19 protein-coding genes and 1 rRNA gene are annotated in these 21,864 nt (G+C 31.5%); 8 read left to right on the top strand and 12 right to left on the bottom strand.

Translation table 11 applies throughout. The features are described 5' to 3' along the window. Positions 1–58: 58 nt before the first annotated feature. Both gcvH and gcvT read right to left on the bottom strand, forming a co-directional pair. Complete coding sequence (gene gcvH, locus AABI72_RS04455) at positions 59–448, bottom strand: glycine cleavage system protein GcvH (RefSeq protein WP_338364812.1); 390 nt, start codon at positions 446–448, stop codon at positions 59–61. A 193-nt stretch (positions 449–641) separates the two neighbouring features. After that, positions 642–1,697: a glycine cleavage system aminomethyltransferase GcvT gene (gene gcvT, locus AABI72_RS04450; protein ID WP_338364810.1), complete on the bottom strand. Its 1,056-nt coding sequence runs from the start codon at positions 1,695–1,697 to the stop codon at positions 642–644. Between the two features lie 428 nt (positions 1,698–2,125). Between gcvT and AABI72_RS04445 the strand changes: the two genes are divergently transcribed. Beyond that, a 16S ribosomal RNA gene (locus tag AABI72_RS04445) occupies positions 2,126–3,629 on the top strand. Positions 3,630–3,800: 171 nt separating this feature from the next. Here AABI72_RS04445 and gltX read toward each other — a convergent pair. Then, positions 3,801–5,219, bottom strand: coding sequence for a glutamate--tRNA ligase (gene gltX, locus AABI72_RS04440; protein WP_338364808.1), 1,419 nt, complete (start codon positions 5,217–5,219; stop codon positions 3,801–3,803). 347 nt (positions 5,220–5,566) lie between these two features. On the opposite strand from gltX, the gene AABI72_RS04435 reads away from it, so the two are divergent. After that, positions 5,567–6,520, top strand: a complete 954-nt coding sequence (locus AABI72_RS04435; protein WP_338364806.1) for a hypothetical protein — start codon at positions 5,567–5,569, stop codon at positions 6,518–6,520. 301 nt (positions 6,521–6,821) lie between these two features. Here the strand turns inward: AABI72_RS04435 and AABI72_RS04430 are convergent, their stop codons facing one another. Both AABI72_RS04430 and ndk read right to left on the bottom strand, forming a co-directional pair. Beyond that, a complete protein-coding gene (locus AABI72_RS04430) occupies positions 6,822–8,123 on the bottom strand; it encodes a phosphoglycerate kinase (protein WP_338364804.1) in 1,302 nt (433 codons plus the stop codon). Next, positions 8,120–8,539, bottom strand: coding sequence for a nucleoside-diphosphate kinase (gene ndk / locus AABI72_RS04425; protein WP_338364800.1), 420 nt, complete (start codon positions 8,537–8,539; stop codon positions 8,120–8,122). Before ndk ends, AABI72_RS04430 begins: the two co-directional genes overlap by 4 nt. Before the next feature lie 68 nt (positions 8,540–8,607). Here ndk and AABI72_RS04420 point away from each other — a divergent pair, with 68 nt between their 5' ends. The 3 genes from AABI72_RS04420 (at position 8,608) to AABI72_RS04410 (ending at position 11,722) form a co-directional block, all read left to right on the top strand. Continuing rightward, positions 8,608–9,354 carry an RsmE family RNA methyltransferase gene (locus AABI72_RS04420; protein ID WP_338364797.1) on the top strand — a complete coding sequence of 249 codons (747 nt, stop codon included), beginning with the start codon at positions 8,608–8,610 and terminating at the stop codon, positions 9,352–9,354. A 180-nt stretch (positions 9,355–9,534) separates the two neighbouring features. Further along, positions 9,535–10,242, top strand: coding sequence for a Bax inhibitor-1/YccA family protein (locus AABI72_RS04415; RefSeq protein WP_338364795.1), 708 nt, complete (start codon positions 9,535–9,537; stop codon positions 10,240–10,242). Positions 10,243–10,246: 4 nt separating this feature from the next. Further along, positions 10,247–11,722: a UDP-N-acetylmuramoyl-L-alanyl-D-glutamate--2,6-diaminopimelate ligase gene (locus AABI72_RS04410; RefSeq protein WP_338364792.1), complete on the top strand. Its 1,476-nt coding sequence runs from the start codon at positions 10,247–10,249 to the stop codon at positions 11,720–11,722. On the opposite strand, the gene gshA is transcribed toward AABI72_RS04410, so the two are convergent. Next, on the bottom strand, positions 11,705–12,907 hold the full coding sequence (gshA, locus tag AABI72_RS04405; RefSeq protein ID WP_338364789.1) for a glutamate--cysteine ligase: 1,203 nt from the start codon (positions 12,905–12,907) through the stop codon (positions 11,705–11,707). The two genes, AABI72_RS04410 and gshA, sit on opposite strands and share 18 nt — an antisense overlap. Before the next feature lie 129 nt (positions 12,908–13,036). Here gshA and rodA point away from each other — a divergent pair, with 129 nt between their 5' ends. Then, a complete protein-coding gene (rodA, locus tag AABI72_RS04400) occupies positions 13,037–14,140 on the top strand; it encodes a rod shape-determining protein RodA (RefSeq protein ID WP_338364788.1) in 1,104 nt (367 codons plus the stop codon). Beyond that, positions 14,137–15,096 carry an endolytic transglycosylase MltG gene (mltG, locus tag AABI72_RS04395; protein ID WP_338364783.1) on the top strand — a complete coding sequence of 320 codons (960 nt, stop codon included), beginning with the start codon at positions 14,137–14,139 and terminating at the stop codon, positions 15,094–15,096. Before rodA ends, mltG begins: the two co-directional genes overlap by 4 nt. Before the next feature lie 2 nt (positions 15,097–15,098). On the opposite strand, the gene rnhA is transcribed toward mltG, so the two are convergent. Then, entirely contained in the window at positions 15,099–15,578 is a 480-nt protein-coding gene (rnhA, locus tag AABI72_RS04390; RefSeq protein WP_410520608.1) for a ribonuclease HI, read from the bottom strand. Positions 15,579–15,647: 69 nt separating this feature from the next. Between rnhA and AABI72_RS04385 the strand changes: the two genes are divergently transcribed. Further along, positions 15,648–16,295: a ribonuclease D gene (locus tag AABI72_RS04385; protein ID WP_338364780.1), complete on the top strand. Its 648-nt coding sequence runs from the start codon at positions 15,648–15,650 to the stop codon at positions 16,293–16,295. A gap of 111 nt (positions 16,296–16,406) precedes the next feature. Here the strand turns inward: AABI72_RS04385 and AABI72_RS04380 are convergent, their stop codons facing one another. The 5 genes from AABI72_RS04380 to AABI72_RS04360 form a co-directional block, all read right to left on the bottom strand. Beyond that, positions 16,407–17,192: an SDR family NAD(P)-dependent oxidoreductase gene (locus AABI72_RS04380; protein WP_338364778.1), complete on the bottom strand. Its 786-nt coding sequence runs from the start codon at positions 17,190–17,192 to the stop codon at positions 16,407–16,409. A gap of 95 nt (positions 17,193–17,287) precedes the next feature. After that, positions 17,288–18,214: a signal recognition particle-docking protein FtsY gene (ftsY, locus tag AABI72_RS04375; RefSeq protein ID WP_338364776.1), complete on the bottom strand. Its 927-nt coding sequence runs from the start codon at positions 18,212–18,214 to the stop codon at positions 17,288–17,290. A gap of 2 nt (positions 18,215–18,216) precedes the next feature. Further along, positions 18,217–18,804 (bottom strand): TlpA disulfide reductase family protein, encoded by a 588-nt coding sequence (locus tag AABI72_RS04370; protein WP_338364774.1) that lies wholly within the window; start codon positions 18,802–18,804, stop codon positions 18,217–18,219. A gap of 105 nt (positions 18,805–18,909) precedes the next feature. After that, positions 18,910–20,349: an amino acid carrier protein gene (locus AABI72_RS04365; RefSeq protein ID WP_338364772.1), complete on the bottom strand. Its 1,440-nt coding sequence runs from the start codon at positions 20,347–20,349 to the stop codon at positions 18,910–18,912. A 26-nt stretch (positions 20,350–20,375) separates the two neighbouring features. Beyond that, a complete protein-coding gene (locus AABI72_RS04360; RefSeq protein WP_338364770.1) occupies positions 20,376–21,824 on the bottom strand; it encodes an amino acid carrier protein in 1,449 nt (482 codons plus the stop codon). Positions 21,825–21,864: the final 40 nt, after the last annotated feature.

Here is a 21,864-nt window from a genome sequence, read left to right as displayed (position 1 = left end):
GCTTGCATTATGTCATCCAATTATTTTGAGCAGCAGAATTAGTAAATGAGCTCTAAGTCTACTCTTTGTTTGCTAATTTTTGGTAGTCATTAGATGAGAGTAAATTTTCCCAGGCTAAGGTAATATTGTCTACTTTAGCTTTAAAGATCCATCCATTTCCATATGGGTCAGTATTTATTAATTCTGGCGAATCATTTAGAATTGTATTAAATACCACTAGCATACCATTAACTGGTGAATATACACTGCTAGCTGCTTTTACTGATTCTACTACTACAACTTCTTTGTCTTTCTCTAAGATATTAGAAGCATTATCCATGTCAATATATACAATATCACCTAGTAAATGCTGTGCACAATCAGTGATTCCCACAACAATATAATCTTTTTCTTTGCGTACCCACTCATGTGTAGGAGTATATTTTAAATCTGCATTTATTTTAAACATTGTATATCCTCCTAACTTATAATTGTATTAAAAATAGCCAATAGTTATGTTTAATTATTATTGTTTTTTGTTAAACAGCAATTAGTCTAGAGTTTATAAATTAATAATTACAAAAACAAAGCTGATAGTTTTCAATATTAGGATAATTACACTATTTTGACAATGTTTTATTTCCAGCAATGTAGGTATATTTTTAAGTTAAGAATACTAAATTATGCACATAGGCTTTTATTAGACTTCCAAAGAAATCAACATTTATCAAGTCGCCAGGTTTAACATTAGATTTTACATACATTTGTCCACCTGTGCAGTTAGCATTAGGCATGAATGCTGCACTGGTTATAGCACCTATTTTAATGCCAGCTGTATTGAATACAGTATTATTATTTCTAGGTATTCTTTTTTTGCTAAGTTTAAATCCTATGCGTTTATATTCTGTGCCATGTTGAATTTGATTCTGTATTTTATTACTGTTATAACAATCAGTGCTTTTAATTAACCAGCTTAAGTTGGCCTCAACTGGTGATATTTTATCATTTATATCGCTACCACACAAAGGATATCCAGCTTCTAAACGCAAGCTATCTCTGGCAGCTAGACCGGCTGGTTGAACTTTGTCCATGTTTAAAAGTAGATTCCAAAGTTTAACTACAGCATTATTTGTAATGCTTAACTCAAAGCCATCTTCTCCCGTATATCCTATACGAGTTACACCAATTTCAATGCTATCCCATTTAGAATAAAGCATCTCAAATTTTTTAGGTATGATAATGTTTGGTATAGCATTTCTTAACACTTCTTTCGATTCAGGCCCTTGCAGTGCAATTAATGATTTATTTAACACATTGATTATTTTGAAGTGTTCTTTAAGCCATGTAATGCATTTAATTGCACCATTAGCATTGATTACAGCATAGAAGGATTCATTAGATAATTTTGTTACTATCCAATCATCTATTATACCACCATTTTTGTTTAGAATTACAGTGTATTTTGCTTTATTTATTGGTGTGTTATGAAATAAAGAAGGTGTTATTTTTTTTAGGATTTGTATAGCATTAGGATCTGTGATTAGCAATTGTGGCATGTGTGAGACATCAAAAATAGAGGCATTTTTTCTAGTCCAATTATGCTCTTCAATAGCACCATATTTTTTATAGTAAACAGGAAGTAAATAGTCAGCAAATAAAGACATTTTTGCTGCTTTATCTTGATGATATTGATATAAAAATGTTTTTTTTATTTCCATTGTATATATCTCAGTAATTAACTTTTGGTTAGAATAACATCTATAACTATAAAAATATCTGGATAGTAATACAAATTAATATTTAATTACTTAGTAAATGTTGTTTTTTAATTTTATCAACTAGCATGAGGTATGTTGTTAAAATTTTTGATCTATTTCAATTATCCACAGATAGTCTAAGGAGATATGAGTAACGTTATTCAAGTTGATATTATTTGTTTATAAGGCTTGGCTAGCAATAAATTAGAAAAATTGGTTAAAAATTGTTGACAATGTTGTTTTTATGCTTACAATTAATCACATAGAAAGTTGACTGTATTTAAGTTAAGCAGTTTTTTGATAGTGTGAATTTTAAATAGATAGCCAACACAAAGGCAGTGACTAGTAAATTTTTTTGGATTATCATTTATGATGATATGTTTCAAACTCAATTTGAGAGTTTGATCCTGGCTCAGAATGAACGCTAGCGGTAGGCTTAATACATGCAAGTTGAACGTGCCTTCAGTTTACTGAAGGCAAGTAGCAGACGGGTGAGTAATGCTTGGAAATCTACTCAGAAGACATGAATAACTATCAGAAATGGTAGCTAATACAAGATAATACCCTGAGGGGGAAAGGTTTATTCCGCTTTTGAATGAGTCCAAGTTAGATTAGTTAGTTGGTGGGGTAAATGCCTACCAAGACGATGATCTATAGCTGGTTTGAGAGAATGATCAGCCACACTGGAACTGAGACACGGTCCAGACTTCTACGGAAGGCAGCAGTAGGGAATCATGGACAATGGGCGCAAGCCTGATCCTGCCATACCGCATGAGTGAAGAAGGCCTTAGGGTTGTAAAGCTCTTTTAGTGGGGAAGATAATGACGGTACCCACAGAAAAAGTCCCGGCTAACTTTGTGCCAGCAGCCGCGGTAATACAAAGGGGGCAAGCGTTATTCGGAATTACTGGGTGTAAAGGGTGTGTAGGTGGTTTAGTAAGTTGAAAGTGAAATTCCAGAGCTTAACTTTGGCATTGCTTTCAAAACTACTATAACTAGAGTTAGATAGAGGGTAACAGAATTCCTAGTGTAAAGGTGGAATTTGTAGATATTAGGAGGAATACCAGAGGTGAAGACGGTTGCCTGGGTCTATACTGACACTGAGACACGAAGGCATGGGGAGCAAACAGGATTAGATACCCTGGTAGTCCATGCTGTAAACGATGAGTGCTAAATGTCAGGGTTTTTACCTTGGTATTGTAGCTAACGCATTAAGCACTCCACCTGGGGATTACGGTCGCAAGACTAAAACTCAAAGGAATTGACGGGGACCTGCACAAGCGGTGGAGTATGTTGCTTAATTCGATGCAACGCGCATAACCTTACCCTTTCTTGACATGAAGAACTAAATCCATTTTAACAGATGGCCTCAGTTTGGCTGGGTTCTTCACAGGTGTTGCATGGCTGTCGTCAGCTCGTGTCGTGAGATGTTGGGTTAAGTCCCATAACGAGCGCAACCCCTATCTTTAGTTGCCAGCGAGTAATGTCGGGAACTTTAAAGAAACTGCCAGCGATAAGTTGGAGGAAGGTGGGGATGACGTCAAGTCATCATGGCCCTTATGAGGGGGGCTGCAAACGTACTACAATGGCAACTACAATGAGAAGCAATATTGTGAGATAAAGCAAATCTCTTAAAAGTTGTCTCAGTTCAGATTGTTCTCTGCAACTCGGGAACATGAAGTAGGAATCGCTAGTAATCGTGGATCACCATGTCACGGTGAATACGTTCTCAGGTCTTGTACACACTGCCCGTCACGCCATGGGAGCCGTCCATACTTTAAAGTGGCAATTCAACCTGTTTTTCAGGAGATAACCACTCACAGTGGGGGCGACAACTGGGGTGAAGTCGTAACAAGGTAACAGTAGGTGAACCTGCGGTTGGACTACCTCCTTACTTTTAAGAATAACTAAACATCTTATGGTGTTGAAATTATTCTCATATGGTCACTGTCTTTGTGTTTGTTATCTAAATTTTATTCACAATTATATAATTATATTTTCATTAATTACTTTCTTTTTATTGCCATATTTCAATCAGTTTGTTATAGCTGAATCTATATTTGCACTATTCCTTTATTTTTAATATGCAATTTTCTATTCTAGATTTCAACTCACCTACACCTAGTATTTGAATTATCTTAAAGATTTCAGGACCATTTTCTTTGCCAGTTATTGCTAAACGTAAAGGTAAAAATAAATTTTTACCTTTTTTACCAACTGTAATACCAATTAAATTTATCCATAACCCAACACTTTTCATGGTTATATTAGCTTTATCCAACCAGTTATTGGGTATTTTTTCTAATGCTATATTAAGCAACTCTTTGTCTAATCTATCTAAAACGTTTGATACAGGAAGCAAACCATCTAGAATATCAAGCCAAGCGCTAATCTCATTTATATTATTTATATTAGCACATAATAAATTCCACTTATCACTACTCAACCTTGCAGATAAATCACTGGACAATCTAGAGCAAATCTCACTATAATGAGTGTTATGTATAACCTTGGTGTTAACTTGATAAATATCCTTAACATTTATTTTTGTTAAACCACCTCCATACCATCTAATATCAAAATTTTTAACAATTTCTTTTATAGAACAGTATAATCTACAATTATAATGAGAATGTCCAATAGCAGTGAGATAGTTAATAATTGCTAATGGCAAAATGCCATTGTTTCTTAAAGATGATAAGCTATACTCATTAACTCCTTTTCTTTTAGAAATTTTTCCTTCTTCAGGAGAAATTAATGACAAATGAGCTAATTTTGGTTGTTTAACACCAAGAGATTCAAACATTTGTATTTGTAATGCTGTATTGGTAATATGATCTTCGCCACGTATAATATCAGTAATACCATGTAAAATGTCACTAATCACAGATATTAACAAATAGGTATAAACACCATTGCTTCTGATAACTATTGGATCAGATATTTTTGTTGGATTAAATTTAACTTCACCACGTACAAGATCATGCCAAACTATTGGTTTATCATAAGACATTTTAAAACGCCAATGTGGTTTTTGGCCATTATCTTCATATTGCCTTTTTTTGCTATCAGTTAGTTTAAGTGCTTCTCTGTTGTATATAGGTGGCAAACCAGAGCATATTAAATGTTTGCGTTTTAATTCAAGCTCTTCTTTAGTTTCATAACATGGATATAGAAAACCCTGTTTTTTCAAGAATGTTACTTTTTCTGAGAAGGCATCATTCTGATTGCTTTGCTTTTCTGAAAAATCCCAATTTAACCCAAGCCATTTTAGTTCTTTATATATAGCATCTTCATATTCACGAGAGCAACGCTCTTTATCTGTGTCATCAATTCTAAGAATAAATTTTCCATTATTTGTACGTGCATACAGCCAACATAGTAATGCAGTTCTAGCATTTCCTAGATGTAAAAAACCAGTTGGACTTGGAGCAAATCGAGTTATAATTTGATTTATGTTATTTTTATCTTTTAAATTTTGCATAAATTTTTTCTCAAATTTTGCATAAAATAGGTTAAAATAATAACTTAATTCTATGAATTATTACTAAACAAGTCAAAATACTTTTTGATCAATTTCCTAACAAAAAATTTTTGGAATGTTTAATTAAAATATGATAAATGTTTTGTTTAACAATGATTTTGGGATTTTATATAATAATTTATTCCAATAGATTTTTCTCAAAATATATACAGATGATCTATATAGAAATGTAATCACCGCAAGCTGTAATTTAATGAGCAAATTATCAATGTTGTATGGTTATTTTTTATCTTTATTTTCTAGATATTTTATGTTCTACTGAAAATTATGAATATAATTAAAGCACTATGCTTACACATAGACAAACTAACATTTTTGATGCTGTGATTTTTACCCTTATTGTTACTGGAATAGTAATGTCATTTTTTATATCAGGATACTGGCACAATGCTGCACTAAGCAGAATGATTGTTAAAGATATACATATATTAGAGCAAGCTATTCATTTATTTCATGAATCATATAATTATTTTCCTGGTGATATGCCAGATGCTACTAAATATTGGGATGTTAGTAAATTTAACAAACACTGTATTTATTGGGATGTTGTTAGTGGCACTGAAAATCAATTTACAAAAGGCATTAATGGTAATGGTAATAATATGATGAAATGGAGTAATTTTGGAGGATCAACAGAGGGAATGATTATAAAATCTGATAATACTGATTCATTTTATGAAATCACAGCTGCTCCATGTCATCTAAAGCTTGCAGGGGTGCTTAATCATACTAAAATTGAACCTGTGGTTCTAAATGGATATAATATTGGTGATAACCATAGAATTAGTGGTATAAAAATTGCAAAAGACAATTTCTTGGCGACACATCATAATAGAGATGGTCAGTATGAAATAATACTCTCAAGGATGCATTCTTGGGTATCTGCTGTGGATAATTCTAAGAAATATAGATATTCATTAAACAATACAAGCATGAATGCAAAGCAGTTGTATATGATAGACAATAAAATTGATGATGGAAAACCTGGTACAGGTAAATTACAGTGTGTTACAAAAATTACTAATGCTAAAAATTGTATAATAAATTATAATGACAGCACTTGTAATGGTTTGTCATCATGTTGTAGTGATTATGAAATAATAGATGGTGAATACCATTGCAATACTGATAGCAGCTATATGATTAGTGAGAAAAGCAGAAATGTAGGATATGTGCACTACACAAGTCCTTTATTGCAAAAACCATATAAAGATCCTTATGATTTCCTGCATAAAGAATAGGAAATTATTTAGTAATAAATCTAGTTTGTAAAGCAAATAATAATCCAGCTGCAGTAATCTTATTAAAAGTTGTTAATCAATTAATTTAGCAGAGTTGCAGAGATTTTACTCATGCATTATCTGTAGGATTAAGTTTTATTTAATTAAAAATATTCTCTATCTTTGCTGAGTTAAATTCATTGATTTATATATTTTACACTTTCTTATTTTGTTGATTGTATTGAATTATATTAAAATTTAGCAATTTATCTTCTAACCATTCTAAAAATACCCTACTTATGGTTTAATTTAAATTAAGTTATTATTGTTGGAGATTGCTGTTAAGTGCACTAATTCCAGGTAGCAATTTACCTTCTAACCACTCTAAAAACGCCCCACCTGCGGTTGAAAGATGCATAATTCCATTTTTATTATACTTATGGTTAGCAGCAGAAAAAAGAACAGCTGATATGGCAGATAGTGTATCACCGCCACCAATTACTACTACAGCACCTTTGGCATAAGCACTGCATATTGTCATAGCCATGACAATACAGCCATTGCTAAACTCTTTCTTTTCAAACACACCTACCGGACCATTCCATATTATAGAATGTGCTAGTATGATTTTTTTTCTAAAAAAATCAATTGTCTTTGGGCCAATGTCTTGTATTACTGTGTCTGCAGGCACTGACTCAATGTTAACAGCCATCACACTACCACTTTTGGAAGAAACCATAACATCAATAGGCAGTATAAGTTTTAATGCTATTGATGATTTTAGAATATTTTTTGCTTCTTGTACATATTCTGGCTCATAAAATGATGCTCCTACGCTATAACCTTTAGCAACTAGAAAAGTGTTAGCCATTGCACCAGCAATTAAAAGATTTTCAACCTTAGCACCTACACCTATAAGAGTATTAAGCTTCGTTGATACTTTACTACCCCCTATAATAGCTAGTCGTGGCCTAGACTGTTTACTTAATGATTGTTGCAAAGATTTAACTTCAGATTCTAAGTACAGACCAGCAAATGATGGCAGGAATTCTGTAATAGCATGTATAGATGCATGTTTCCTATGTGAGCACGAAAAAGCTTCATTAACATATATATCACCCATTTTGGCCAATTCTTTTGCAAATGCCTTGCCATTTTTTTCCTCCTCTGGAGAAAATCTTAAATTTTCAAGCATTAGTATTTTTGTTTCAGATTTAAATTTATTGCATACAGCATCTGCATTAAAAGTATGCATAAATTTTATGTCTTCCTCTGTTATTCTACATTCATTATAGAGCATTGCATGTAAATATGCCCTTATATCTTTGAATAAATTATATAACGACATTGATGTTATTGTTTTTCCTCTAGGTCGCTGGAAGTGGGATAAAATTATTATTTTAGCATTTTTTTTAAGCAATGCCCTAATTGTTGGTATAATAACATCAACCCTTGATATTGATTGATTGTTTATTGTTGTATTTAGATCATTTTGTAATTTTTTATTGAATTTATTTATATACTCCAATTCACTTGCTGATAAGTTTAGATCTATGCGCAGTAAAACAATTGTTTTTTTCCAATTACGCTCAGATGATAATAGTTCTGTGGATAAGCATTTCATGTAAAGATTTCTGATTTTTTGAAGAAAAGGTCTATTTCTTTGGCTGCATTTTCTATGCTATCAGATCCATGTACTGTGTTAGCATCAATACTTTTTGAAAAAGTTGCTCTAATTGTTCCAGCAGCAGCATCTTTAGGGTTGGTTGCTCCCATGAGATTGCGATATTTAATCACTGCATTATCGCCAGATAAAACTTGCAGCACTACTGGTCCTTGAAGCATATAATTAACTAAATCATCAAAAAATGGCTTGTCTTTGTGTATATCATAGAATTTTTTAACAAGCTTTTCATTGAGTAAAACCATTTTTTGTGCAACAATCTTCAGACCAATATCTTCAATCATTTTATTAATTGATCCAGTAATATTTTTTGATACTGCATCAGGTTTAAGTATAGAAAGAGTTATTTCATTCATGTAATTTTCTAAAAATTATAATATAAAAAATTATATTACATTTTATAAATATATCTAGGATTTTTAACATGAAAAGACATAAAGCTAGGATTTACCAATCTGATGATATGTATATTGGTGCAAATATTAAGTTAGATATACGAAATACTTATTATTGCATAAAAGTTATGAGATTAAAGTGTGGTGATCAAATTGTTATTTTTAATGATATCAATGAGTGGATTGCTAGCTTATTGAGCATAAGCAAAAGAGAGGTATTGCTGCAAATAAAAAAACCTACAGGAAAGAAAAATGTTAGTAATGGTGTCTCACTTTTTATTTCAGTGGTTAAGGAGAAAAGTATGAAAATTGCATTAAGACAGTGTGTTGAACTTGGTGTAGATAATATAATACCAGTACTTACTGAATATAATGTTGCTATGTTTAATGCACAAAGATCAGCAATGCATATCATTGAAGCATGTGAACAATCGGGTAGATTGTCCATACCAAAGTTACTCCAAGCAACTACATTTTTAGAACTTATCAATAGTACAATTTTTAATAAGCATACAGTTATCTGGTGCTATGAGCATGTAAAGAAAACAATGACAAAAGTTAATAGCATCATTGAATCTAGTGAGCAAATAGGAGTACTTATTGGACCAGAGGCAGGCTTTAGCAATACAGAAGCCAGCATGCTTAAGCAAAAAAAAAATGTTATTGAGGTTGGTTTGGGTAGTAATATATTAAGAGCTGATACAGCTGCAACCACAGCACTATCGTGTGTATTATTTCTCAAAAAACAATGGCAAGAACCAAAAGTTCTTGAATAAAACATAATAAAAAGTAAATGTTATTGTAAAGTAAACGATAAGTTTTGACCCAAGTAGTGTGCATGAAAAGATTTATTTTTTACTAAAGAGTGTAACTGAATTACCATGAGCCATTGACATACATTGCATTAAGGTTTAAAATTTTTAATGTTAACTATCACCTAATTTTAAGGCTTAACTATGTTGTTTAAACAAACTCACACAGCTACAGCATCATCAGCTAAGTATGATGTAGGCTTAAGAGAGTATACTTTATCTGTTTACAGATATATGTCAATAGCTTTACTAATAACAGCCATTTCAGCTTTTGCAGTAGCAAGCATGCCTAAAATATTTTATTTAGTACACTCCACTCCAATAGGATGGCTGTTTTCATTAGCACCAATAATATTTGTTATTTATTTTACATCTAGAATTCACACTATGCCACTATCTATGGCACAAAATTGTCTTTGGGGTTTTTCTGGGGTTATGGGTGTATCACTTTCATCATTGTTGCTAGTTTTTAAAATTGGTGGCATGGCTAAAGCATTTTTTATCACAGCATCAATGTTTGGTGCAATGAATATATATGGACACACTACAAATAGAGATCTGACAGAGCTTGGATCATTTATGATAATGGGGCTTATTGGTATTTTAATTGCTTCATTAGTTAATATTTTCGCCCGTAGTTCAGCTATGCAATTTGCTATTTCTTTCATTTCAGTTATTGTTTTTACTGGATTAACGGCATATGATGCACAAAAAATTAAATCACTTTATTATCAGTATTCTGATTCAGAACAAGGTGCAAAAATGGCAATAATTGGTGCATTAAATTTGTATTTTGATTTTATCAATATTTTTATTAGCATGCTTTATTTAATGGGTGATAATAAAAGATAGTTTAATGACAGAAAATACTGTTAGTGAGCAAGAGTTTTTAAATAATATAGTAAATTACAATTTTTCTAATCTGCACATGGACTCCAGAGCTGTAAATCCTGGAGATCTTTTTATTGTAATGAATGATGCTAATTTTAAGGCATCTGTTTTTATTGAACATGCAGTAATGCAGGGTGCTGCAATAATTGCTATAAATAATATATATATCAATGATGTATTATTGCAAAAATATGCAAATGTAATATTCATAAGATCTGAAGATACTAGATTATTTGCTGCTAAATTATCACGTATATTTTATAAACCTAATATTGAAAGAATTGCTGCCATAACAGGGACAAATGGTAAAAGTTCTGTTGTTTCATTTATGCATCAAATTCTTTCTTTATTAGGTGAAAAGTCACTTACCATAGGTACTATGGGAGTTGTAATGAATGAAACAAATATAAAATTAAATATCCCTAATCTCACAACTCCAGATATTATTTCAATTAATAAAGTGTTGAGTAATGCTGCTGAGAATGGTGCTGTATATGCAGCAATAGAGGCATCAAGCCATGGTATTGATCAACAGAGAATTGTTGGTTTGCCTATAGATATTGCAGCCTTTACTAATCTATCTCACGATCACATGGATTATCATAACAATATGGAATCATATTGGCAGGTAAAAAAGGAGCTTTTTACCAAATTTTTATTACCAAATGGCACTGCTATAATTAACAGTGAATCTATTTATATGGAAGACTTAAAAAATACTTGCATAAAACGTAAATTGCAGACTATTTCATATGGCAGAGATGGTGATATATACTTAATTAAACATAATAAAATTGATGGCTGGCAATCTAAAATATCACTAAACATATGTGGTGAGTTGTGTAATTTCCAAACTTCTTTAATTGGGGCATTTCAAATACAGAATTTAATGTGTGCAGTTGCTGCATTATTGCCATGGGGATTTAGTCCTAAATCTATCTCTAAAATGTTGTCAGAAGTAAAAAATTTAGCTGGTAGAATGAGTTTAATAAAGAGTTCTAATGGTGATGTCATTGTTGATTATGCACACAACCCTAATGGTGTTTTATATGCATTAAAAAGTGCTAAAGAGTATGTAGATGTTATGAATAAAATTGTAACAATTGTAGGTTGTGGTGGTGATCGCGATAAAGAAAAAAGACCTATTGTTGGTGAGATTGTGTCAGCTTACAGTGATTTTATTATTATTACAGATGATAATCCACGTACTGAAAATCCCAAGAGAATAAGAAAAGATATTATTGCAGGCATAAAGACAAATAGCAATGTGCTGGAAATGCCAGATAGACAAGAGGCAATAAAGTATGGTCTATCAATGCTAGGTAAAGGTGATGTGCTAATGATTTTAGGCAAAGGTCATGAAAAATATGGCACTACAGAGGGCCTAGCAGATAAAAATGATATCAATGTAACAAAAAGCTTGTTATTTTCTAATATCTAATGATTGACTATTTTCAAGCATTATCTTTCTTTCATTAGCTGCTGCAATTGCTACTAATTTAGCAATAATTTTATACATAGGATCATTTAATTTCTCTAGTTCATCTTTAAAAGTTGCACCTAATTGATTCAAATTATCACCTGCATTTTTATTCTTATTGCTACGGGCTATAAAAGTTATAAGATTGCCAGCAACTAACAGTGCTATATGTTCTTTTGGTGCAGTGTTATCAAATTCATTGGTTGGGATTGCTTCTTGTATAACAACACTATCAACTATACTTTGATGCTTTATCTTATGCATACTGTCCCTATTTTTTTTATTCATGGCCATAATATCATCACCTGATTTGGCAATAAAGATGCCCATGCCATGACTTCCATTATTTGCTTTAACAAAAACAGCTGGTCTGCTTTTTACACCATGAGATTTATATGCTTCTGATATTTGTTCTATTGTTTGGTTTATTTTTTCAGCTAGCAAGTCTATATTAGCTCGCTCTTTAAATGAAATTCCATGGCAACTTGTAGATATTGCAGAAAAAAACCATGGATCTAGAGCAAATTCTTTTGCAAAATTCATACAAACATTGTTATATATATCAAAAGATTTACTTTTTTGTCGGTTGTGCCATCCAAATACTTGTTCAGGAAATATTTTATGTTTAAGTTTAGCTGGCAAGTCTATTGTACCACTAGTTAAATCAGTGTTTAATAATAATGCATCTGGATTATGAATAGCAGTATTATGCAAAACATATTCAGTTTTTTCCATTGCATGTATTGTTATTTGTTCTCCATTACCTAATGGTATTGTGATATCTTCTGTAATCATTGTACTGCCAATTGCACAAGACAATCCAGATATCTTAATTATTTTTTGTATTGCTAGCACATTTTTTAAATACATTATATTTCTTGTGTAATTCTCTGGAATTATTAGAATATTCTGCACTTTTGCATTATGGAAAAATTCACTAAAGCTTTGTGAGGTTTTAATGCGAGATTTTTGTGATAAGTTATTAAAACAAGCTGGGAAGAAGTTAATGTCCACAGGGGCAATTTTGCTACCACTGCTACGTATATCAGCAGATATATAAATATTTGGCTCTAGTTTTGTTTTTTCATTATCTAGCCATTCATTAATCTTTATTAAATTTTTTTGTAAACTATGTAATAATTCCATTGCTTTAGATAGTATTTTTAACTAAAATTTTTACTTTGAGAATTCTCTAGAAAGAAGATATTATCATAACAGCTATGCTTATCAAATAAAATAAAAATAACAAGCAACAATACTAATTACATATAATATATGTTGAGCAAGATAAAGCATTTTTTTATTGGTTTTGATCTGGTGCTAATAATAGCATTTATTGTTTTACTTGCTATTGGCATAATAGAACAATACTCTGCAGCACATGGTAATTTAAGGCCATGGGCATATCGTCATATAGTTGTAGCAATTATTTTTATACCACTCTTTTTGCTTATAGTTTTTATACCTAACAGTAAAATACAGTCATCCTCATATAGTGTATATATAATATCTTTACTTGCTCTTATTTATTTAGCATTGTTTGGTTCACAAATTATGGGTGCAAGCAGATGGATTAAATTTAAATATTTCAACATACAGCCATCAGAAATTTGCAAAATTGCTATTATTATGGCATTAGCAAGATATTTTAACTCACTAAATAGTTATGCTATAAACAAGTATTATTATATGGTTTGGGCAATTATATTAGCGTTATTTCCAACTTTGTTGATATTTCTTCAGCCAAATTTTGGTACTTGTGCTATTATTATTTTTATTACCACTATTTTATTTTTTGCCAGTGGTATTGCATTAAAGCATCTTTTTACTATGTTTTTTGCAGCATTAGGAATGCTTCCTATTATATGGTATATATTACATGATTATCAGAAAAAACGTGTACTTAGTTTTTTTAATCCAACTAGAGATCCACTTGGATCATCATATAATGCTATTCAATCACAGATTGCAATAGGTTCAGGTGGTTTATGGGGTAAGGGATTTTTACATGGAAGTCAGAGCCAGCTAGACTTTTTACCAGAAAAGCAAACTGATTTTATCTTTACAATATTGTTAGAAGAATTTGGTATGTTTGGTGGTATATTGTTTATAATATGTTATTGTATAATAATATCTAGAATAGCTAAAATTGCAAATCAATCAGATATCATGTTTAATAGATTAGTTGCTATTGGTATAGCTGCTATGTTATTTGTTCATATGTTTATAAATATTGGTATGGTAATTGGTATTTTGCCAGTTGTTGGAGTTCCATTGCCATTAGTGTCTTATGGTGGAAGTTCCCTATTAGGAAGTCTCTTGAGTTTAGCACTTTTGATAAATATAAATAAATATAACAAAGGTGTTATTAGTAAATGAAAATTATTTTTGTTTTTATCTTGTTAATAGCAGTATGTTCCACATTGCTATCATTTACCATAATGTTGAATAGTGGATCTAATGAGATAAAGGAAATGGTTATTGTTGATCCTGGTGATACACTTAGGAAGATAGCTAGCAATCTTGTGGAAAAACATATAATACGAAATAAAACAACTTTTATGATTGTTACATATATCTTGCAAAAGCAACATTTACTTAAGCCAGGGAAATATGTAATGCAATCTAATAATATACTAAAAATTATCCAATCTCTTTCAGAGCGTGATGCATTAGTGCATAAGATTACTATTCCTGAGGGTTTAACTACATATCAAATACTAGATATATTACAAAAAAAAGAAGAATTGTTTGGTACTTTGAGTAAGGATATTAATGAGGGAGAATTGTATCCAAGCACTTATTATATTAGGCATGGCGATAATATTAATTCATTAGTTAATGCAATGAAGCAGCAAATGTATAATACTGCTGAGAAGCTTTGGCATGAACGAAATATGTCAATACCTATAGCAAATAAAAAAGATGCCATAATTCTAGCATCAATCATTGAGAAAGAGGCTGCAAATAATGATGAAAAAAGTGAGATATCTGGTGTGTTTATAAATAGATTGTATAAAAAAATGAAGTTACAATCTGATCCAACTGTAATATATGCATTAACTAATGGTAGATGGGATTTGAATCGTACATTGACAAAAAAAGATTTACAAATACCATCAGAGTATAATACTTATTATATTAGTGCACTGCCCCCTGCTCCAATAACCAATCCTGGATATGAATCAATAAAAGCTGCCTTACATCCCAGCAAAACAGATAATTTATACTTTGTTTCAGATGATGGTTGTCATATTTTCTCCAAAACTCTCAAAGAGCATAATGCAATAAGAAGGAAAATCAAACTCAAAAATATAGAACAAGCTGCAGGGTAGCATTATTGCCATAATGGTTGTGTTGCTTTAGCCATCTCTCTTGCACATTTGTCAGCTTTATTGTTAAACTTATTATTTGCATGTGCTTTTACCCATTGCCAATCAACATTTAAAGAGTTATCCAAAAAGCTAAGTTTTTCCCAAAGATCTCTATTTTTTACTAGTGTTTTATTCACTGTAGTCCAATTGTTTTTCTTCCATTTTGTAATCCATTCCGTTATACCTTTTTTTACATAATTACTATCTGTGTGAATTGTTACTGTTTCAGCTGCAAATCTTTTACCAGTTACGCAGTATTGCAATCCCATAATAGCAGCAGTAAGTTCCATAATGTTATTAGTTGTAATATTTTTAGATGAGTCACAAATAGTCTCAATTTCTGTGTTGTCATCAGCTACAAACACAATAGCCCAGCCACCATAGCCTGGATTGCCTAAACATGAGCCATCTGTATATACAGTAATATGTGAATATTTACTCATTATTGTTTGACTTAAATGTATAAAAATTTTATTATTATCTACTATTAATAACAATAAGCTATTAATTATATGTCAATAATTGATAATGTCAAATTATACACAAATGATCTGCCAGATAACATTGAGCTCATTGGTGATCTGGCAGTTGATACTGAAGCAATGGGTCTCAAGATCACAAGAGATAAATTGTGTCTTGTGCAACTTAAAGACACAAATGGTAATATATGTCTTGTGAAATTTAATGATAACAACTACTCTGCGCCTAATTTAAAAAAAGTTTTGTCAGACAAGAACAGGGTAAAAATATTCCACTATGCACGTTTTGATGTTGCAGCATTATATTTTTATTTAAATACATGGTCTGAGCCTGTTTATTGTACTAAAATTGCTTCTAGATTGGTTCGTACATATACTTCAGCACATAGTCTTAGAGAGCTTTGCTATGAGCTTCTGGGAGTTAGGCTAAATAAACAACAGCAGTGTTCAAACTGGGGTGCTGAGAAATTAAGCAAAGAACAAATATTATATGCTGCATCAGATGTGTTGCACTTACATAGTCTGCGTGATGCACTAGATCTTCTATTAAGAGAAAATAACAGATATGATCTTGCTAAGCGTTGTTTTGAATGTTTGCATCCAATGGTAGAATTGGATATCAATGGTTGGGATCCTATGGCATTGTTTAATCATTCAGCTTTTCATTCACAACAATTTTAATAAAGTTAGATTTGATATTTTTTTACACTAATGCATTAATAAAAAGATTTATTTTGTTAATTAAGATGTTTGTTGATTTGTTTATCTCTATTAAGTATTAGAATGGTATAGCTATTTTTTAGATTTATGATTTATTATTGCTTTGCTAACATAAAGAAAAAGCATTTTAGGCAAGAGCCAAGAAATAAAAACTAATATTTTAAAAGACCAACCTATGATCAAAACTCTTTTTTTAGCAAACATACTGTGAACAATTAGTGAAGCAACATGTTGAGGTGAGCTGATAGTTTTTGCTGATAGCTTGGGGAATTGATTTTTTAGTGAACCTTTTTGAAAGAATTCAGTATCAACTGGACCAGGGCAGACACATGTAACTGAAATTCCATAATCTTCCAGCTCTCTTCTCAGTGATTCAGAAAAATTTAAAACATAACTTTTGCTAGCAGAGTAAGCAGCCATATTAGCTATTGGACTATAGGCAACAATAGAAGATATATTAACAATATAGCCATGCACACCATGGCTACGCATACTATTTGCAAATAAACTACAAATTAGTGTCAAGGAAACAATATTTAAATTTAACATATCATTAACTTTACTAGCTTCAAGGTCTATGTGGAAGCCATGCAGTGTAACACCTGCACTATTTACCACAATTTCAATATTCATATCATTAACTTTACTAAACAGTTCTAGAGGGCCATTAGAATTTGCTAAATTAACTGCAATAGTTATAACATGCACACCATATATTTCTTCTAATAACTGTTTGGCTTCATTCATTTTATCAGTGCTGCGTGCAGCAATAATTATATCATATCCTATAGCAGCTAGTTCATAAGCAATAGCTAAACCTATACCAGCACTAGAGCCTGTTATTAATGCATAACCCATATACTCCTCAAATAAGACACAAACAAAAAAGGTATGTTAAGATACAAATCAATGTTTTTTATATCAATATATATTAACAATATGATACAATCAAATTAAGTGACACTTATTTTGGCACAAAAATCATCCAAAACAAAGTCAGACAAATCAGTTATTTTTTCACCATTACCAATAGCTCTTATTTTGAGATTATTGTGGTTGCTTATTATATTAACTATAGCACCAGCTTTAGCTGTTCCATCAAGTTTAGTAAGTACTAAGCCAGTAATATTGATTAATGAGAGAAAGTGTCCAACTTGGTTTAAAGCATTCTGTCCAGTTGTGGTATCTAAAACTAAAAGAATATCGTGCGGTGCTTCTGGTATCTGTTTGCTTAATACTCTTGCAATTTTTGCTAGCTCTGCCATAAGATTATTTTGAGTGTGTAATCTACCAGCTGTATCTACAATTAATAAATCATAATAATTATTTAATGCCTTATCTAAAGCTTTATATGCTACACTAGCAGGATCAGCATTTTCACTGCCTGCAAAGAAATCACACTTAGCACGTTCAGCCCAAATACCTAATTGTTCAACTGCAGATGCACGGAAGGTGTCACAGGCAGCTATAAGAGTTTTTAGTCCCATATTTCTATATTTATATGCTATCTTACCAATAGTTGTGGTTTTGCCACTGCCATTAACACCACAAACCATTATAACATATGGTTTGTGGATAAATGAATTCTCTAGTGGTTTAATAGATGGTGTTAATATTGATTTTACATATTGGCTAAGTATTGGGCTAATAATGTTATTTGAATTGACATCCATTTTAGCATTTTTAATACTACTCAGTAGCTCTTGAGTAATCTTGTAGCCAAAATCAGCTTCAATTAATATTTTTTCTATTTTAGATAATGCATCTGCATTTAAGTATGAGCCAGTGCCAAACAAAATATTGTTTATTCTTCTAACAATTGACTTACTATTCAATGACACCTCTTTTTTATTTGTTTTTTTTAATTTTGACAACCACATAGCTAATCCTGTTCAGATAATTCACCAATAAAATTATATAAATAATTTACACTAGACTGTAGTATACCAATATGTACTGCTGCCACAAGTGAGTTGGTATCTATTAAAATTAAGCTTGGTATTGTCTCAATATTTAACCTACTAAATGTTTTAATAACATTGTGCTCTACATCAAAAAATAATCTCAGATTTTTTATATTATTTTGCATATAGAACTCTTTTGCTTGCTGTACAGTAGACCCTATAGCTATTGGCAATATATCAACATTCTGTAGACTAGTCTCTTTGAGATAGGGTGTTAGTTTATTTAATGTTTGCAAACCTTTAATGCAATCCATGCACCAAGTTGACCACAGATATACTAGCACTATTCTGCCTTTTAAATTATCAGAGAAAATTAAATTATTGTCATCATCAGCAACAAAGAATTTAATAGCTACCCTGTTAAATGGTGCAAATAATGAGATGTTATTATTATTGTTTTTGTTATCAACAGCATCTAAATCATTGAATATAAGCATATCATTGCTAGTAGTCACTAAAGCAAAACTTAGGGCAAGTAATATATAAGATATATAAAATTTATTCATAACACAACACACTAAGCATTCATAGAAAATCTATTGTTATTTTATTTATAATGAATAATACTACAAATAATTGGGCTGCAATAAAGTAGCAAAAAAGCAGTAAAATTATTTATATACATGAAAGAGCCCTTTTTTCCATCTGTCTATATAGCTTTTTATATCATGCCGAATTGGTTTTGCTAATAAAAATACTGTAAGCAAATTTGGTACCATAACTATGGTCCAAATATGATCACAGAGCTTGAGAATGCCACTTGCATTACCAGCAATAGCAGCATAAATAGTAAATAATACAAATATTATTTTATATATAAATACTGTTTGTTCACCAAACAAATACATCCATGCCATACTTCCATAGTAACTCCAACCTATTACAGTAGTTAATGCTAGCAAAAATACTGCAATTGTGAGTGTTTTGGAAAAATATGGGTGTACAGTAGAAAAGGCTTCTTTTGCTATTGCAATACCTCGCTCACAATCAACTCCATGTTTAGAGTAGACACCTGTAACAATTACAACCATGCCTGTCATTAAGCACATTAATAGTGCTAACAATACATCTATAAAAGCTGCACAACCTTCTCGAACATGCTCACTAGTCTTTGATGGTGCATGTGCTATTGCAGAAGTTCCACTTCCAGAAGTGGTTGCATACATAGCACGTGCAAAACCAACAACTATAGAACCAGTAATTCCACCTTGAATTGAAGCAGGATTGAATGCATCATGCCAAATAAGTGCAAAAGATGGTAAAATATTTTTATAATGCATTAATAGAACTAAAATAGATGCAAGTACATAAAAGATTGTCATAAATGGTATGACAGTATCAGCAATTTTGGCTATTTTATCTAGCTTAAAAAGAACTATTACAACAACTGGAGTTACAACCATTATTATTGGCAGCAAAGGAAAAGATTTAACATGCATATCTTCAGCTAACATCATAACGGTTTGATTGGTTTGGAAAATAGTTGATGTGCCAACTGATGCAAGGATCATAGTAAATGCATAAATAGTACCAATAACAATTCCTATTTTAGGATAGCCAATTTCACTTAGACCTTTTTTTATATATAAAAAAGGTCCTCCATTAATTGTGCCACTTTTATTGAAGACTCTATATTTATGCCCTAAAGTAACTTCAGCAAATTTAGTGCTCATACCTAGTAATCCAGCAACAATTAGCCACAAAATAGCTCCAGGGCCAGCCATAGCAATAGCAATAGCAACGCCAGCAACGCTGCCCAATCCTAAGGTACTCAGTGCTTCAGTATACACTGCTTGTGTGTGAGAAATTGTTCCTGGATCATTAGGAGCAGTGAACTTATCTCGTATAATGTCCCAAGTGTGAAGTAAAAGTCTTATGCTAACAAATTTAAAAACAAAATTAGATAAAATAAATGCTATAAGCACTAATAGTAAAAGAAATGGAAAGCCATAAATTTTAAAAAAGAAAAATTTTTCAAAAAAAGCATTTATTACATCAATAGAACAATTTAAACAACTAACAAAAGCTTCAAAATTTTTTATAACACTCATTAATATACCGAACTGATTGATTATGATTATTTAAAATTAGCTTTAAAACTGCCAGCTTTGTATCTATCAACATATGATTTTAAATCATTACGAATCATTGGGCTCATAAATAATACACAAAATAAATTAGGTAGCATTACTATAGCCCATATATAGTCACAAAGCTTAATTACATGATCTGCTTCACCAGTTGCTGCACCACACCAAGCAACTAGTAAGAAAATAATTTTATAAAAAATAACTCCTTTATTTCCAAACACATATAAGCATGCCATAGTTCCAAAATAACCCCATCCCATTACAGTAGTAACTGCTAAGAAATACACAGCTATAGTAAGCACTACTGCAAAGTATGGATGCACAGTTTTAAATGCTGCTTTAGTTAATAAAACACCTTTTGCACAGTCTATGTCTTGGTGCACATTTGTAGCAACAATAACTAAGCCAGTCATCAAACACACAGTAAGTGCTAATATTACTTCTAAGAAAACTGTAGTTCCTTCTCTTATAGGTTCTTTTGTTTTAGATGGAGCATGTGCAATAGCAGCAGTACCACCACCAGATTCAGTTGCAAAAACAGCACGAGAGAAGCCAGCTACCATAGAACCAACTACACCACCTACAAAAGCTTGCGGTGCAAATGCATCTTTTATAATTAGCATTAATGATGGTATAAGATTTTTGTAATTAACGGTTAATACAATAATAGAAGCAACAATATAGAATACTGTCATGAATGGAACCACAGATCCTGCTAATTTTGCTATGCTTTTGGCATTACCCAATACAACTATAGCAATAGGAACAACTATAATTAAAGTAATTAATGTTGGGTGGCTAGCAAGCAAGGGAAAATCACTAGATATAACCAAGGCTGCTTGATTGGTTTGGAACATATTAGCAGCACCAAATGAAGTAAGCATCATAGTTACGGCATAAATGGCACCTAATGTAGCACCTATTTTTTTCCAACCTACTTCAGCCATACCTTTGCGCATATAGAGAAATGGACCACCACTAATTAAGCCATCCTCTTTAAAGGTTCTATATTTATGCCCTAAAGTAACTTCAGCAAATTTAGCAGACATGCCTAACCATCCAGCAAACATTATCCAGAAAATAGATCCTGGACCACCAATTGTTATAGCAAAAGCTACACCAGCAACACTGCCTAAACCAACAGTGCTAAGAGCAGCAGTGAATATAGCTTGAGAGTGTGTAATAGAGCCAGGATCATCTAATGATGTGTATTTTCCACGAACTACATCAATACTATGTTTAAATAATCTAATACTGACAAAATTAAATAAAAAATTGCAAGCAATGAAAGCTAAAATTGCAATTAGTATTAAGAAAGGAAAACCATAAATTTTAAAGAATAATATTTTGTCAAGCAAAGTATTGGTGTTATTGACAAAAGTATTAAAATAGTCAACAAAATTATTAGTAGATGCTAACTCTAAAGCAGTATTCATAAAGTGACATATAAATAACTAAATATTCTATTTTATTAAA

Origin of the sequence: Candidatus Xenohaliotis californiensis, assembly GCF_963930935.1 — a bacterium.
Classification (GTDB): domain Bacteria; phylum Pseudomonadota; class Alphaproteobacteria; order Rickettsiales; family CAWVOK01; genus Xenohaliotis; species Xenohaliotis californiensis.
Note: the sequence above shows the minus strand (reverse complement) of the source record. Positions and strands in the feature narration are given on the sequence as shown.